The organism is Nocardia sp. CA-128927, from assembly GCF_050955855.1.
In the GTDB taxonomy this organism is placed as follows: domain Bacteria; phylum Actinomycetota; class Actinomycetes; order Mycobacteriales; family Mycobacteriaceae; genus Nocardia.
On the sequence record NZ_CP192087.1, the window covers coordinates 7,610,416 to 7,626,447 of the forward strand.

Annotated in this window: 13 protein-coding genes; 6 read left to right on the forward strand and 7 right to left on the reverse strand. The window is 67.3% G+C overall.

Annotation, left to right across the window (positions count from 1 at the left end):
- Positions 1-480: 480 nt before the first annotated feature.
- The 5 genes from hflX to ACQPW1_RS35080 form a co-directional block, all read right to left on the reverse strand.
- Positions 481-1,935: a GTPase HflX gene (gene hflX / locus ACQPW1_RS35060; protein WP_433665418.1), complete on the reverse strand. Its 1,455-nt coding sequence runs from the start codon at positions 1,933-1,935 to the stop codon at positions 481-483.
- Between the two features lie 350 nt (positions 1,936-2,285).
- Positions 2,286-3,188 carry a diaminopimelate epimerase gene (gene dapF, locus ACQPW1_RS35065; protein WP_433665419.1) on the reverse strand — a complete coding sequence of 301 codons (903 nt, stop codon included), beginning with the start codon at positions 3,186-3,188 and terminating at the stop codon, positions 2,286-2,288.
- Positions 3,189-3,221: 33 nt separating this feature from the next.
- Positions 3,222-4,058, reverse strand: a complete 837-nt coding sequence (locus ACQPW1_RS35070; protein ID WP_433656485.1) for a TrmH family RNA methyltransferase — start codon at positions 4,056-4,058, stop codon at positions 3,222-3,224.
- Positions 4,055-4,981 carry a tRNA (adenosine(37)-N6)-dimethylallyltransferase MiaA gene (gene miaA, locus ACQPW1_RS35075; RefSeq protein WP_433656487.1) on the reverse strand — a complete coding sequence of 309 codons (927 nt, stop codon included), beginning with the start codon at positions 4,979-4,981 and terminating at the stop codon, positions 4,055-4,057. Before miaA ends, ACQPW1_RS35070 begins: the two co-directional genes overlap by 4 nt.
- Positions 4,978-5,730, reverse strand: a complete 753-nt coding sequence (locus ACQPW1_RS35080; RefSeq protein ID WP_433656489.1) for a hypothetical protein — start codon at positions 5,728-5,730, stop codon at positions 4,978-4,980. The genes miaA and ACQPW1_RS35080 overlap by 4 nt, the downstream gene beginning before the upstream one ends.
- Positions 5,731-5,983: 253 nt before the next feature.
- On the opposite strand from ACQPW1_RS35080, the gene ACQPW1_RS35085 reads away from it, so the two are divergent.
- Positions 5,984-7,345: a DUF349 domain-containing protein gene (locus ACQPW1_RS35085; RefSeq protein ID WP_433656490.1), complete on the forward strand. Its 1,362-nt coding sequence runs from the start codon at positions 5,984-5,986 to the stop codon at positions 7,343-7,345.
- A 154-nt stretch (positions 7,346-7,499) separates the two neighbouring features.
- Here ACQPW1_RS35085 and ACQPW1_RS35090 read toward each other — a convergent pair whose 3' ends face one another.
- Together ACQPW1_RS35090 and miaB are read right to left on the reverse strand one after the other, a co-directional pair.
- On the reverse strand, positions 7,500-8,273 hold the full coding sequence (locus ACQPW1_RS35090; RefSeq protein ID WP_433656492.1) for an Rv2732c family membrane protein: 774 nt from the start codon (positions 8,271-8,273) through the stop codon (positions 7,500-7,502).
- A gap of 103 nt (positions 8,274-8,376) precedes the next feature.
- Positions 8,377-9,936 carry a tRNA (N6-isopentenyl adenosine(37)-C2)-methylthiotransferase MiaB gene (gene miaB / locus ACQPW1_RS35095; RefSeq protein WP_433656494.1) on the reverse strand — a complete coding sequence of 520 codons (1,560 nt, stop codon included), beginning with the start codon at positions 9,934-9,936 and terminating at the stop codon, positions 8,377-8,379.
- 370 nt (positions 9,937-10,306) lie between these two features.
- On the opposite strand from miaB, the gene ACQPW1_RS35100 reads away from it, so the two are divergent.
- The 5 genes from ACQPW1_RS35100 (at position 10,307) to ACQPW1_RS35120 (ending at position 16,030) form a co-directional block, all read left to right on the forward strand.
- On the forward strand, positions 10,307-11,035 hold the full coding sequence (locus ACQPW1_RS35100; protein ID WP_433665420.1) for an amino acid ABC transporter ATP-binding protein: 729 nt from the start codon (positions 10,307-10,309) through the stop codon (positions 11,033-11,035).
- 97 nt (positions 11,036-11,132) lie between these two features.
- Positions 11,133-11,969 carry a glutamate ABC transporter substrate-binding protein gene (locus ACQPW1_RS35105; protein ID WP_433656496.1) on the forward strand — a complete coding sequence of 279 codons (837 nt, stop codon included), beginning with the start codon at positions 11,133-11,135 and terminating at the stop codon, positions 11,967-11,969.
- A gap of 95 nt (positions 11,970-12,064) precedes the next feature.
- Entirely contained in the window at positions 12,065-12,745 is a 681-nt protein-coding gene (locus tag ACQPW1_RS35110; RefSeq protein WP_433656498.1) for an amino acid ABC transporter permease, read from the forward strand.
- Positions 12,742-13,635: an amino acid ABC transporter permease gene (locus tag ACQPW1_RS35115; RefSeq protein ID WP_433656499.1), complete on the forward strand. Its 894-nt coding sequence runs from the start codon at positions 12,742-12,744 to the stop codon at positions 13,633-13,635. The genes ACQPW1_RS35110 and ACQPW1_RS35115 overlap by 4 nt, the downstream gene beginning before the upstream one ends.
- 145 nt (positions 13,636-13,780) lie before the next feature.
- The gene (locus ACQPW1_RS35120) at positions 13,781-16,030 is read left to right on the forward strand and encodes a M20/M25/M40 family metallo-hydrolase (RefSeq protein WP_433656501.1); all 2,250 of its coding nucleotides are present in this window, start codon (positions 13,781-13,783) and stop codon (positions 16,028-16,030) included.
- Positions 16,031-16,032 lie beyond the last annotated feature (2 nt).

Sequence of the window (16,032 nt, forward strand, 5' to 3'; positions counted from 1 at the left end):
TTACATCCGCATCAGCACAACACTTGCGCGGGCCTAGGCGCATGTGCGCCACCACAACCATGCGCGAGCCAGCTACCAAACGTTCACAGATCCAAGCCCACAAAGACGCTGGCAACGCCCGGCCACGACATCCCTGCTGCCGACATACTGATGCCACCGCGCACCATTTCTCGTGCCGCGCATGGAATTGCCAGCAATCCCATGCGCACCGGCACAAATCGTGCGCAGGAACGAGCACAGCCTCAGACGAGGCTGCACCTGACCCAGTGGACGTGGCTGCTGTACGCAGCCAGCGATGGCGCCGCGCACAGCTCAGCGCCTCGCACGGAACTGCGGCCATTCGTAGAGGGCCGCTCCGAACTGCGCGGCGGTCCGAGCGGGCTGCACCTCGTCCGGGCCACACTTCGGCGGCTGGTTCGCCGAGCGGGACATGGTGGCGGCGACGTGCGAGTTAGCGCGCCGTCATGTCCCGTACGGCGACTAGCTCTCGGCTTGGCCGTTGGTTTCCGGGGAATCCGCGCCGCCGGCGTGGGCGTATTCGGACAGGGCCGCGGCGAGGGAGTGGGGGACGCGGGCGTGGACGCGGGTGCCACCTTCCTCGTGGGTCGAGTCGATGATGCGGCCGTCGGCGTGGATGCGGGCGAGGAGGTCGCCGCGGCTGTACGGGAGCAGGATGCTGATTTCGGCGTCGAGGCCGCCGAGCACCTCGGCGAGGCGGTCGCGCAGGGCGTCGATGCCGAGGTCGGCGCGCACCGAGACGTATGCGGCGTCGGGGAGCTGGCCACGCAGGCGGGTGAGCGCCATCGGGTCGAGGGCGTCGATCTTGTTGACCACCAGCAGTTCCGGCGGGGCCGAGGTGCCCTGTTCCTTGATCACGTCGGTGATCACCTCGCGGACCGCCTTGATCTGTTCGGCGGGCAGCGCGTCGGAACCGTCGACCACGTGCAGCAGCAGGTCGGCGCCGGTCACTTCCTCCAGCGTCGACCGGAACGCCTCGACCAGCTGGGTCGGCAGGTGCCGGACGAAACCGACGGTGTCGGTGAACACGACCTCGCGGCCGTCGTCGAGATCGGCGCGGCGGGTGGTCGGGTCCAGGGTGGCGAACAGCGCGTCCTGCACCAGCAGACCGGCGCCGGTGAGCGCGTTCATCAGGCTGGACTTGCCCGCGTTGGTGTAGCCGACGATCGCCACCGACGGAATACCGCTGGAACTGCGGCGGGCCCGCATGGTGTCGCGCGCGGTCTTCATCTCACGGATCTCGCGGCGCAGCTTGGCCATCCGCTCGCGGATGCGGCGACGATCGGTTTCGATCTTCGTCTCACCGGGACCACGCAGACCCACGCCGCCGTTGCTGCCCGCGCGGCCACCGGCCTGCCGGGACATGGACTCACCCCAGCCGCGCAGTCGCGGCAGCATGTATTCCATTTGCGCGAGCGCAACCTGCGCCTTGCCCTCGCGGGAGGTGGCGTGCTGGGCGAAGATGTCGAGGATCAGCGCGGTCCGGTCGATCACCTTGACCTTGACGACCTTCTCCAGCGCGGTCAGCTGCGCGGGCGTGAGCTCACCGTCGCAGATCACCGTGTCGGCGCCGGTTTCCAGCACCACGGCACGCAGCTCTTCGGCCTTGCCGGAGCCGATGTAGGTGGCCGGGTCCGGCTTGTCCCGGCGCTGGATGAGCCCTTCGAGCACCTCGGAACCGGCGGTCTCGGCGAGCGCGGCCAGTTCGGTCATGCTCGCGTCGGCCTGCGCCGCGCTGCCCGTGGTCCAGACGCCGACCAGCACGACCCGTTCCAGGCGCAGCTGCCGGTACTCGACCTCGGTGATGTCGGTGAGTTCGGTGGACAGCCCGGCGACGCGACGCAGCGAGCTGCGTTCGTCGAGCTGCATCTCGCCGACCGTGGGGTCGGCCGACGTCCAGCCGCCGGACCGCTTCATCCGCGCGGCGTGCTCAGCGACCACATCGCCGATTACGGCGTCATCGGGCAGAGCGCCGGTTACGGCGTCGTCGGACGGAGCGCCCTCGGGGGCAGCGTCGAGCTGGATGTCGTCATCGGCCGTCTCGGTGAAGTCGTCGGCCGGAGTGAATTCATAAACTTTAGATTTCGTCATACAAGATCCATGATCCCACGATGCACCGACATGGCGCATTCGGATATTGAGCACAGCGTGTTGGAGGTTGTCGAGTCAAGTTCGCCCGGAGGCAGTGTGTGGTCGGAGGTACGCCCTGGTGGACGGATCAGCGCTACCGCCACCAGCGCGCAACCGACGCGAAAGCGGCGGTACGCCTAGAGCGAACCGAGGTGCTGCCACCAGCCCTCGGCGATGGTGCCCGAGGCAACGAGTACCGAGGGGCCACGCAGCCAGGCGGTGCCCTTGTCCAGCCCGACGGTGACCTCACCACCGGGGATGCGGACGCGAACCTCACCGGTGTCGGTGGCGATCTGGAAGCCCTCGCGAACCAGGGCGGCCGCGGCTGCCGCTACGGTTCCTGTTCCGCAGGAACGGGTTTCGCCGACACCACGTTCGTAGACGCGCATATCGACGGAGCCGTCGGCGAGCGCGGTCACGATTTCCACGTTGACGCCGTGCGGGAACAGATCGGGGTCGTAGCCGGGGGGCACGGTCAGGTCGAGTTTGGCCAAGCCGTCGGCGGTCAGGTCGGGGACAACGCAGGCCAGGTGCGGATTGCCGACGTCGATGCCGATACCGGAGTAGGCCCAGCCCTCGACGGTGGCGGTGGATTCACCGAGTTCGCGCACGGTGCCCATGCCGACCGTGACCATGTCGACGGTCACGTCCCCGTTGACCGCGCTGGCGGAGTGCACGACGACCGGTCGCCCACCCGCACGGCTGCCGACGACGAACTCGTGGGCGGTTTCCAGACCGGAAGCCACCAGGTAGTGGGAAAACACGCGGACGCCGTTGCCGCACATCTCGGCGATCGAGCCGTCGGCGTTGCGGTAGTCCATGAACCAGTCGGTCTCCCCCACGCCCTCAGGAAGCTCGGCAAGCACGCCCGCGTCACGCAACGCACCGGCCCGCGCCACCCGCAACACACCATCCGCACCGAGACCGCGTTGGCGGTCGCACAGTGCGCTGATGCGTTCGGCGGTCAGCTCCAGCCGAACCTCGAGGTCCGGCAGCACCACGAAGTCGTTCTGGGTGCCGTGCCCCTTGGTGAACTCGATATCCGACACGTGCGTGTTCTCCCTAACTACTCGTCATTTGGCAAACGTCCGGCGCTGCCGGGAAATTTCGTAGAGTGCGACGGCCGCGGCCGAGGGCGCGCCGAGCGAGCTCGCGGTGCCGCCCATCGGGATGTGCACCATGGCATCGCAGGCTTCCTGCCAGGCGGCGCTCATCCCGCTGGTCTCGTTGCCGACGACGAGGATGGTGGCCTCGGTGAAGTCGTGGTCGTAGGTGGCGCGCGGACCGTTCTCGTCGGTGCCGACGATCCGGGTCGGGATGCGGCGTCGTTCCTGCCGATCCCGGAATTCGAGGACCTGCGCGGCCCCGGCCGCACGCAGGACCGGCATCGCGAACAGCGAACCCGTCGACGCCCGAACGGCCTGCGGGTCGTACTGGTCGGCACCGTGCCCGGTGACGATCACGCCGCTGGCACCGAACGCGTCCGCCGACCGGATCAACGTGCCCAGATTGCCCGGCGAATTCGGCCGATCGAACACCACGACCACGGGTGCGTCCTCCCCCGGTTCCCCCGGCTCGAAGGTGTCGAGCTCCTGCTGCCGCGACACCGCAACGGCCACCAATTCCGGTATCCCGCCGACCTTTTCGCCGAGCTCGGCCATCAGCTCCGGCACCAGGCCGACCTGCGGCACGTCACTGGTGTCCAACAGCTCCCTGGCCCAGCTGGACAGGTCGGGCGTGCCGAGGCGGTAGAGCAGCGTCTCCAGCGGCCAGTCGTTGGCCATGGCCTGGGTGATCGGGCGGACGCCCTGCACCAGGAAGCGCCCGTCGCGGTGGCGTTTGGTCCGGTTGTTCAGGTAGGCCTGCCACACCTGGACGGAGGCATTGCGGGTGCTCACACGTCGGGTCACTGCGGAGTCCGTTCTTTCTCGTCGAGCAGGGCGAGCGCGGTCGCCACCAGATCGGGTGCGGCGCCGTCCACCCAGCGCACCCGTGGGTCGCGCCGGAACCACGAGCGCTGCCGTCGAACGTAGCGCCGGGTGCCGATCAGGGTGCGTTCTTGCGCGTGCTTCAAGTCGTATTCGTTGTCGAGGTACGACAGGACTTGTGCGTATCCGATGGCGCGCCGGGCGGTCACGCCGTCGCGCAGGCCGTGCTCGATCAGGGCGCGTACCTCGTCGACGAGTCCGTCGGCGAACATCAGCTCGGTGCGTCGTTCGATCCGTTCGTCGAGCGCGGCGGTCTCGCGGTCGACACCGATGATCACCGTGTCCCAACGCGGCGTACCGATTTCGGGCGCGGAGGCGGCAAAGGGCTGACCGGTGAGTTCGACGACCTCGAGCGCGCGCACCATGCGTCGCCCGTCGGTGGGCAGGATGGTGGCCGCCGCGGCCGGATCTGCGTCCCGCAGCGCCGCGTGCACCGCGGTGACTCCGCCCTCGGCGAGCACGGCCTCCCAGCGGGCGCGCACGGCAGGGTCGGTGGCGGGGAACTCCCACTTGTCCAGCAGCGCTTGCACATACATCATCGAGCCGCCCACGATAACCGGGACGCGACCGCGCGCCATGATCGCGACCACGTCCGCACTCGCAGCGGCCTGATAGGCGGCAACGGTGGCGGTTTCGGTCACGTCGAGGACATCGAGTTGGTGATGCGGGATGTCACGCCGTTCGGCGACGGTGAGTTTCGCGGTGCCGACATCCATGCCGCGATAGAGCTGCATCGCATCGATATTGACGATCTCGCCACCGAGCCGTTCGGCTAGATCGAGGCCGAGATTCGATTTGCCGGTCGCGGTGGGGCCGACGACAGCGATCGGAGTGATGCCGGTCATGACTCCGTCCCAGCAGGTCGCCAGAGACTCACGTCGTAGCCGACGCCGAACGGTGCGTCCTGATACAGCGTCTCGACCATCGGATCAGTGTCGAACAACCCGGCCAGCACCTGATACGCGGCCCGACCGGACAGCACCAGTTCCGCACTCAACGTGGGATCCAACGCGCGCAACCCGGCCAGGTCCCCCGCGCTCAACGCGCGATCGAGCTCGTCCTGCACTGCACCGGCCCGCTCGTCGAGATAACCCGGCGCCTTCAACGACAACGTCGCGGCACCATCGGCGATCACCAGCACACCGTGCCGTTCGTCCGAATTGTCCAATTCCGCACGCAGTTTCGCCCCCAGTTCGAAGCAGCACGCCACCGAAGTGTCCTCGGCGACAATGCGAACCTCGGCACTCACAGCCGGAGCTACCTGCCCCCGCAACCACCCAGCGATCAACACCGGCAGCGGATGCTGGGGATCCGGCTCGGCCGCGGCGGCCGCGGAAAGCGCGACCCGCACGTCCGCGCCGAACCCGCGGAACGTACCGACCGTCTCCGGACCGAACACCTGGTCGGCGGCTCCGGTACCGATAACTGTCCAGCGGTCTGTCACTGCCGCAAGCACTTCCGCGGCGGCCAGCACGGCGGCCCGCAGCCGCGCTCGCGGATCCCCCGGATGACCTGGAATCGCGCCCGTCGCACCGCCGCAGAGCTCGGGCACCAGGATCGGCGGCGACGGGACCAGGGCGGCAATCGAGAACACGTGGTAACCGTAACCGTTCCGCGCGGCGCCCTTACGCACCGCGGGTACCGCCCGGCTTCGAGTGTCTCTGCCGCAAAGCTGGTCGAGATTGATACTGTTCGATGAGCTACAACCCAGGTCATCAGGGGTTGCAATCCCCGAGATTCCTCCGCGTGAAGGCATGGGTCGATGGTCACAAGCGCTCAAACCGGGTTCAATGGGATGAGCTAGGGCGTAACCAGGCAGCCGTGACGCGCGGCAGGGACGAGGAGCAATGACCGACAGCAACGGAACCGCGAAAGCCAGCCCCGGCGCGATGCCGCGCTCTTCCGGTGCCCCGAAACCCGGCGGCTCGATCCAACCCCCCAAGCCGCACGCGACCCCGGGCCAGACTCAGCATCCGCACCCCGTCGTGCCCGCCGTCTCCGACCCGAGCCGTTGGGGCCGAGTCGACGACGACGGCACCGCCTGGGTGAAGACCGCCGAGGGTGAGCGTCAGGTCGGCTCCTGGCAGGCCGGTGACGCCGCCGAGGGGCTTGCCCACTTCGGCCGCCGCTTCGACGACCTGGCCACCGAAGTCGCCCTGCTGGAAGCCCGCCTGGCCGCGGGCGCGGACGCCCGCAAGACCAAGGCCGCCGCCGTCGCTCTCGCCGAATCGCTGCCCACCGCGGCCGTCATCGGCGATATCGACGGGCTGACCAAGCGCCTCGCCGCGATCGCCGAACACTCCGAAGAGGCTGCCGCGCAGGCCAAGGAGGAGAAAGACAAGGCGCGCCACGAGCACACCGAGCGCAAGGAAACGCTGTGCGCCGAGGCCGAGAAGATCGCCGCCGAGTCCACCCAGTGGAAGGCCGCGGGCGATCGGCTGCGCGAGATCCTCGACGAGTGGAAGTCGATCCGCGGCGTGGACCGCAAGGTCGACGACGCGCTGTGGAAGCGGTACTCCAAAGCCCGTGAGGCGTTCAACCGCAGGCGCGGTGCGCACTTCGCCGAACTCGACCGGGAACGCGCCTCCGCAAAGACGCGCAAGGAAGAGCTCTGCGTGCGCGCCGAGGAACTGTCCGGCTCGACCGACTGGGTCGGCACCGCGGGCATCTTCCGCGACCTGCTCGCCGAGTGGAAGGCCGCGGGCCGGGCGCCGCGCGAGGCCGACGAGGCGCTGTGGCGACGCTTCAAGAGCGCGCAGGACGTGTTCTTCGCCGCCCGCAATGCCGCCGTCACCGAGCGCGACGCCGAGTTCGACACGAACGCGGCCGCCAAGGAAGAACTGCTGCAGGCCTACGAGCACATCGACCCGGCCAACGGCCTGGAAGCCGCCCGCGCCGCGCTGCGCGAGCTGCAGGACAAGTGGGACGCCGTCGGCAAGGTCCCGCGCGAACGCATCCAGGAGCTGGAAGGCAAGCTGCGCACCATCGAGAAGCGGGTCCGCGACGCGGTCGACGCGCAGTGGCGCCGCACCGACCCGGAGGCGATGGCCCGCGCGGCCCAATTCCGTGAGCGGGTAGCCCAATTCGAGGAGCAGGCCGCCAAGGCCCAGGCGGCTGGCAAGGCCCGCGACGCGGAGAAAGCCCTCGAACAGGCCAAGCAGTGGCGCGAGTGGGCCGAGGCCGCGGAAGGCGCCGTCACCAACCGCTGACCGCCCACGGCAGCAGTCGCTGAACAGCCGCATACTCCCTGATAAGGCGCACACCGAATCGCATGCGATTCGGTGTGCGCCTTATCAGGAGGTGTGCGCCTTGTCAGGTGTGCGGCACGCCGACACAGCGCGAACCGGAAAGTGTGCGGCTACTTCAGTTTTCGCCGGTGAGGCGACGACGGTCGCGCTCCTCCGCGGCGACCGACGCATTGCGGCGCTGCTCTTCGGCGGCCAACTGCAATGCGGTGCGGCTCCAGACCACGCGAATCCAGTGGAACGTCAACACGATCGCGGCGATGGTGCCGAGGATGAGACCGATGGCGGGCCCGGCACCGTGGTAGTTGTTGATCCCGGGTGTCTGCCGGTGCCAGATCGAGAAGACGCCGAACACGCTGGTGATGGCGGTGCCCGCGACCGCGATCCAGGCCAGGAACCAGCGGCGGGTCATCAGCGCCAGCGTCGAGAAGCCGACGCCGAAGATGACGAGGAACCAGACGAAGATCCGGGACGGCAGCCCGATGTGCTCCATCCGGGCGGCCTCGGTGCCGAGCAGCACGTCGAAACCGCGCGCGCCACCGGCGTGCGGCAGCACCAGCGAGAGCAACAGGACGAACACCGCGCCGGCCACCACCATGGCACGCACACCGGGGTCGATTTCCCCTGCGATGCGACGCTCCACGGCGTCCAGGTCGTCGCGGAACTGCTCGAAGTTGCTGCTCTCGACCGAGTTCACTGAACCCTCGTTTCGTTCGGCTTGTTCGTGGTTCGCTGCACTGCCCGCGTCCACTGTGCCATCACCGGGTTCGTTCGCCTCGGCCGACCCACTACCGCCGGTAGTAGGTTTTGCGCTCGTGGGCTGATCGCCGTGTCCGGGCGCGGGGTCCGCACCGCCCGCTACGAAGCCGTCTTCGCCAGGCTTGTCGTTCATGCCGCCCCCTCGCGGATACTCGGCGCTACGCGTCGACCCTCGCTCGTATTGCGCTCGGCTCCAGCATGACCGAGCACGTCAGCGATGTCTGCCGTTCGCGCACTCATGCACCACAACCGGTCGAGCAGCCAGCGGCCGCGACGGGTTCCGGCGCGGGGGCACCGATGCGGGGCAGTCCGAGACCGACGCCGATCGGTTCGGTTTTCGGGGTGATGCCACGCTCGTGCGCGTCACCCGCGGTGGTGCGGCGATGCGACTTGATCGGCGAGTCGGCGATCAGATGATGCGGTGCCGCCTCGGTGATATCGACCGTGGCGATGTCACCGGGCCGAATCGACTCCGGCGTACCACCCGGCCGGAAATGCACCAGCCTGCCGTCCCGAGCCCGACCGCTCATCCGCGCGGTGGCAGCGTTCTTCTTGCCCGCGCCGTCGGCGACCAGCAGTTCGACCTCGGTGCCGATGAGCGCCCGGTTCGCGTCGAGCGAGACTTCCTCCTGCAACGCGATGAGCCGCATATAACGTTCCTGCACAACGGCTTTCGGCAGCTGATCGGGCATATCGGCGGCCGGGGTGCCCGGCCGCTTGGAGTACTGGAAGGTGTAGGCGCTGGTGAACCGCGCCTGCCGGACCACGTCCAGGGTCTCCTGGAAGTCCTCCTCGGTCTCCCCCGGGAACCCGACGATGATGTCGGTGGTGATCGCCGCGTGCGGCATCACTGCCCGCACCTTGTCGATGATGCCGAGGAAACGCGCCTTGCGATACGAGCGGCGCATCGACTTGAGCACCTTGTCCGAGCCGGACTGCAACGGCATGTGCAGCTGCGGGCAGATGTTCGGGGTCTCGGCCATCGCCTCGATCACGTCGTCAGTGAACTCGGCCGGGTGCGGCGAGGTGAAGCGCACCCGCTCCAGTCCGTCGATGGCACCGCACGCGCGCAACAGCTTGGCGAACGCGCCACGGTCGCGCGCCTCGTCCGGATCGGCGAACGAGGCACCGTAGGCGTTCACGTTCTGCCCGAGCAGCGTCACTTCCAGCACGCCCTGGTCGACCAGCGCCTGCACCTCGGCGAGCACGTCACCGGGGCGGCGGTCCACCTCCTTGCCGCGCAGCGACGGAACGATGCAGAAGGTGCAGGTGTTGTTGCAGCCCACCGAGATCGACACCCAGCCCGAGTAGGCGGACTCGCGCTTGGCGGGCAGGCTCGACGGGAACGCCTCCAGCGATTCCAGGATCTCCACCTGCGCCTCGGCATTGTGCCGCGCCCGTTCCAGCAGGACGGGCAGCGAGCCGATGTTGTGCGTGCCGAACACCACGTCCACCCACGGCGCCTTGCGCACCACGGTGCCGCGGTCCTTCTGCGCCAGGCAGCCGCCGACGGCGATCTGCATGCCGGGCTGATCCGCCTTGATCGACGCCAGATGGCCGAGGGTGCCGTAGAGCTTGTTGTCGGCGTTCTCCCGCACCGCGCAGGTGTTGAGGACGACCAGATCGGCCGTCGCCCCGGGCGCGGCCTTCACGTAACCCGCGTCCTCCAGGAGTCCGGACAAGCGTTCGGAATCGTGCACGTTCATCTGGCAGCCGAAGGTGCGGACCTCATAGCTGCGGGTGCCTTCAGCGGCGGGATGGGTGGGAGTCAACACTGCCTGTCCGATCGATTCCACGGGTCCAGGGTACGGGCTCGCCCAACCCCAATTTTAGGGGCATGGAACTTACGAACGCGCCGCCAAACGACGGCGCGTTAGCCGTCGGCCCGCTCTCTCGCGGAAGGGGGCTCTCCCGCCCGCACCGCCCCTGATCAGGCACGCCGCGACACCGACGCGCCCGCCCCGGGATCCAAAACCGTCGATCCGGACGAACCGGTCGGCCGGGTTAACGTGACGTGTCATCTCGGCGTGGCAAAACGGTGTGTCGCGGAAACTCGGGCAAATCCACATTTTGCCTTTACAGTCTTGGACCATGACCGACGACGCCGCCGCGCCCGATACAACCGGGAACGCTTCAACCGGGGACGCCAGCGCCGCCAGCGCGCCGATGATCTCGATGCGCAACGTGCAAAAGCACTTCGGTGAATTGCACGTCCTGCGCGATATCGACCTGGAAGTCCCCAAGGGACAGGTAGTCATTGTTCTCGGGCCCTCGGGCTCCGGGAAATCGACGCTGTGCCGCACTATCAACCGCCTCGAACCCATCGACTCCGGTGACATCGCCATCGACGGTGTCCCGCTACCCGCCGAGGGCCGCGGCCTTGCCGCGCTGCGCGCCGACGTCGGCATGGTCTTCCAATCGTTCAACCTCTTCGCGCACAAGACGATCGTCGAGAACGTCATGCTCGCGCCGATGAAGGTCCGCAAGGTGAAGAAGGACGCGGCGCGCACGCACGCCATGGAACTGCTCGACCGGGTCGGCATCGGCAACCAGGCCGACAAGTACCCGGCCCAGCTGTCCGGTGGCCAGCAGCAGCGCGTCGCCATCGCCCGCGCGCTGGCGATGAACCCGAAGGTGATGCTGTTCGACGAGCCGACCTCGGCACTGGACCCGGAAATGGTCCAGGAAGTGCTCGACGTGATGGTGTCGCTGGCCAAGGACGGGATGACCATGTTGGTCGTCACCCACGAGATGGGCTTCGCCCGTCGCGCGGGCAATCGGGTCCTGTTCATGGCCGACGGCCAGGTGGTGGAGGACGCCGAACCAGAGGTGTTCTTCACCGCGCCGAAGTCCGAACGTGCCAGGGACTTCCTCGGCAAGATATTGAGCCACTGAACAATACAGATCGACCCGCTGAGCTCGTGCTGAACCATTGGTCGGCCTTGTACCAAGACCACGGCCAGCAAACCCATAAGAGGGAGAAGGAAACTCGATGAGGATCAACCGTGCCCTGCGACTCGGTGTCGGCGCTATCGCGCTGACACTCGCCGCCGCGACCGCCACCGCGTGTGGCGGCGGTGACAGCAAGTCCGGCCTGGATCACGCCAAGGACGGCAAGCTCACCATCGGCATCAAGTTCGACCAGCCGGGCCTCGGTCTGCGTACCAAGGACGGCTCCTACAGCGGCTTCGACGTCGAGGTCGCCAAGTACGTCGCGGACAAGCTCGGCGTGAAGCCCGACGGCATCACCTGGAAGGAAGCGCCGTCCAGCCAGCGCGAGACGCTGATCGAGAACGGCCAGATCGACTACATGGTCGGCACCTACTCGATCACCGATGCCCGCAAGCAGAAGGTCGACTTCGCCGGTCCGTACTACGTTGCGGGACAGTCGTTCCTGGTGCGCGCCGACAACACCGACATCACGACCCCGGAAACCCTCAAGGGCAAGAAGGTCTGCTCGGTGAAGGGCTCCACGCCCGCACAGAACATCGAGAAGAACTTCCCGGACACCCAGCTGCAGACCAACGACACCTACTCACTGTGCCTCGAGGGCCTGCGCGCCGGTTCGTGGGACGCGGTGACCACCGATGACATCATCCTGGCCGGCTACGCCGCGCAGAGCACGGGTGCGTTCAAGGTTGTCGGCAAGCCGTTCACCACGGAGAACTACGGCATCGGCCTCAAGAAGGGCGACAAGGAACTCCGCGACAAGGTCAACGACGCGATCGAGGCGATGTTCGCCGACGGTTCCTGGAAGAAGGCCTTCGACGCGACCGTCGGTGGGTCCGGATACCAGGCGCCGGAGCCGCCCAAGGTCAACCGCTACTGAGTTCTACCCCGCACGGGTGGCCTGACCACACCAGGTCGGGCCACCCGCCGCACTTCCCCTGAAAATCGAGACCCGATGGGAGGGACACGTACGCCGTGTTCGACCTGATCTCGAGGTATGACGACCAAATCCTCGACGCCTTCTGGGTGACCATCAAACTGACCGTTCTCTCGGCGGTCGGCGCGCTGATCCTGGGCACTTTCGTCGCTGCGCTGCGTGTGTCCCCAGTACCGATCGCCCGCGCGGTCGGCACCGCCTACGTCACCATTTTCCGCAACACCCCGCTCACCCTGATCATCATCTTCATGTCGCTGGGCCTGTACACCACGATGGGCTGGAAGCTCGCCGGCGACGGCCCGACTTCGGTGGCGGACAACAACTTCCGCTACGCCGTCCTCGGTTTCAGCATCTACACCGGCGCCTTCGTCTGTGAATCGCTGCGGTCGGGTATCAACACCGTGGCCATGGGCCAGTCCGAGGCGGGTCGTTCGCTCGGCCTGACCTTCACCCAGAATCTGCGGCTCATCGTGCTGCCGCAGGCCTTCCGCACCGTGATCGCGCCGCTCGGCAGCGTGCTGATCGCGCTGACCAAGAACACCACCATCGCCTCCGCCATCGGCGTGATCGAAGCCGCCACCTTGATGGCGAACATCAACGAGAACGAGGCAGCGGTGATCGCCGTCGGTGCCATCTTCGCGCTCGGCTTCGTCATCCTGACCCTGCCGACCGGGCTGCTCTTCGGCTGGCTCGCCAAACGATTCGAGGTGGCCCGATGACTGCCGCGCCTTCGGTTCTCTTCGATGCGCCCGGCCCCAAGGGACGTCTTCGGCACCACTTCTACTCGGTTGTCGTTGTTGTCGCGGTAGCGGCGTTCCTGTGGGTGCTCTACAGCGGCTTCGCCGACAAGGGACAGTTCACGGCGGAGAAGTGGAAGCCGTTCGTCGACCTCGAGGTCTGGCAGACCTACTTGCTGCCCGGCCTGAAGGGCACCGTCGTCGCCGCGCTGCTGTCGATCGTGTTCGCGCTGCTGATCGGCATGGTCTTCGGCATTCTGCGGCTGTCCGAGCATCGGATCGTGCGGGCGATCGCGGGCACGGTCGTCGAGGTGGCACGTGCCATCCCGGTGCTGATCCTGATGATCTTCCTGTTCGCGCTGTTCTCCAAGAACAAGCTGTTCCAGGTCGATGATCTGGCGCTTGCCGCGGTCGTGATCGCGCTGACCATCTACAACGGCTCGGTCATCGCCGAAATCGTCCGCGCGGGCATTCGTTCGCTGCCCAAGGGCCAGACCGAGGCGGCGGTCGCGCTCGGCATGCGCAAGAACCAGCTGATGCGGTTGATCCTGCTGCCGCAGGCGATCACCGCGATGCTGCCCGCGCTGGTCTCGCAGATGGTTGTCGCGCTGAAGGATTCGGCGCTCGGCTATCAGATCACCTACACCGAGATCGTGCGCTCCGGCCAGCAGCTCGGTGCGGCGCAACAGAACACGGTTCCGTCGCTGATCGTGATCGCCATCGTCATGATCGTCTTGAACAGTGCGCTGACGTTCACGGCGACCAAGCTGGAGAAGCGGTTGCGGGCGCGCAAAAAGGGCCGGGGCGCGGTGCTCGCGGCCGACTCGATCATCGCCGATGCCACGCCTGGCATGGATCTCATCAAGAAGTAGCTGTTCGACGCAACGCGATACGGCGGTGCGCTGGATGCGGTAACCCGCGTCCTGCGCACCGCCGTTCTCGTTGAAGGCCTGCTGGCAAGGGGCATTGACTTTGGGGGCAACCAGCCTGTCGGTCGGGCGGGCTACGATCGCGTCCGTGGGGATAGGGCGACGGCTTCCCGGGTTCGTGGCGTTTGTGGTCCTGCTTGCCGTGGTGGTGCTGACGGCGTGGGATCAGCAGCCGCGCGGGCATCTATCGGAGTCCGCGCCCGAGAACGTTTTCAGTGCTGAGCGGGCGTTCCGGGTCGTGCAGGAGATCGCGCAGCGGCCGCATCCGGTGGGTACGGCAGAGCACGATCGCGTTCGCGATCATCTGGTCGGGGAATTGCGGAAGCTCGGTTTGGATACCGAGATACAGGAGGGTGTCGGCCGATATCCCACCGGAGTCCAGCGCGATGTGCTCGGGATGGCGCGGGTCGCCAATATCGTTGCCACGCTGCCGGGGACGAATTCGACCGGAACGGTATTCCTGACGGCGCACTATGACTCCGTTGCCTCGGGTCCGGGCGCGAATGATGACGGGGTCGGGGTCGCGACGGTGCTGGAAAGTGTGCGTGCGTTGCGCGCGGGCGGCACCACGTTGCGTAACGATGTCGTTGTCCTGCTGACCGATGCCGAGGAGACCGGGCTGCTCGGCGCGGAGGCGTTCGTCGCCGGGGGCATGGACGGCCGGAAGACCGGGGTGGTCATCAACCACGAGGCGCGCGGCGCAGGCGGCCCAGTGTTGTTGTGGCGGACCACCCATCCTGCGCTGGTCGACGCCGTCGAGCGGGTCGCGCCGCATCCGAACACGGACTCGTTGTCCACGACGCTGGCCGGTGCGCAGACCGGCAGCAACACCGACTTCGCCTCGTTCGAGCCGGGCGGCCTGCGCGTGCTGGACTGGGCCTACGCCGGGCGCAGCGCGTACTACCACAATCGTTACGACGACCCGGCGCATGTGGATCTGGCGACGGTGCAGCAGATGGGTGCCAACAGCCTTGCGCTGACCAAGGAGTTCGGTGGTAAGGATCTCACCGTCGCGGATGATGCCGATCGCGCGTTCTTCCAGCTGCCGTTCGGACTGCTGGTGGTGCTGCCGCTCTGGGTGATCATCGCGCTCGCCGCGGTCACCGTCGTCAGCGTGGGATGGCTGTGCTGGCGGCTGCGGCGGGCCGGCGAGGCCAGTCTGCGGGGGATACTAGGTTCTGCCGCTACGGTTTTGGTCGCTGCGCCGCTGGCGGCCGGTGCGGTGTATGGGTTGTGGGAAGTGGTGAAGGCGATTCGGCCCGAGTACCGCCCCTTGTTCGTCGATCCGTATAGGCCCGAGTTTTACTATGTGGCGATTCTGGTGATGTCGGCTGCGGTGCTCCTTGCTTGGTTTGTGATCGCGCGGCGACTGTTCGGGGTCACGGCCGCTATGGCCGGGTTGTTGTGCTGTCTGGCGGTATTGGGCGGCCTGCTGGCGATCGTGGCGCCTGCTACCGCGCACGTGCTGGTGGTTCCCACCCTCGGCGCGACGGTAGGAGTGGCGGCCACCTTCGCGGTGCCCGAGCAGTGGCGGCTGCCTGTGCTGACCGTTTTCCTGGTGCCCGCGGCGGTATTCCTCGGCAGCGCAACGTGGACCCCGCTGCAAACCGGCATCACCACCGCCCCGTTCTTGGTGGCGCCCGCAGTGGTGCTGCTCGGTGGTCTGCTCATGCTGACCCTCACTCAGGCGTGGCCTGCTCGGCGCGGGTGGGCGATCCCTTCGACAGCGTTCGTGCTCGCCCTCGTGCTCGCTGCCGCCGGGCTGGCGGTGGACCGCTTCGATGAGCGTCATCCACTGACATCTCAGCTCGTGTACGCGCTCGACGCTGACCGTCATGAGGCCCTGTGGCTCTCGCGGGAGACTCCCGATCGCTGGACCCGCCACCTCGTCAGCGAGACCACGCTCAGTGAGCGGTTCGCGCAACTCTGGCCGACCGCCATTTCGAGCGGCCTCGCACCGGCCGAGAAACTGTCCGCGCCGACCGCCGAAATACTTTCCGACACAACCGAATCGGGAAAGCGCACCGTACACCTGCGCCTACGGTCCACGCGCGGCGCGACGAGCATCGCGCTGCGCTATGACAACGCACCCATCTCCATGCGGGTGGCAGGCCGCGACATTACCCCGCTGCCGAAAACGGGCTTCCAGTTCTACGCTCCCTCACCTGACGGCATCGACGTGCAACTGGTCGCGCCTGCCGGACCGCTGCCGCTACAACTGGTCGACTACACCTGGCTGCCCGATTCCGGGATCGCGTCGTACCGAAATCCCCCGGGCGACATCTACTTCCAGCAAGACAGCGCGGGTGCCGTTTTCGTCACCATCCCGGGGCTCTGAGA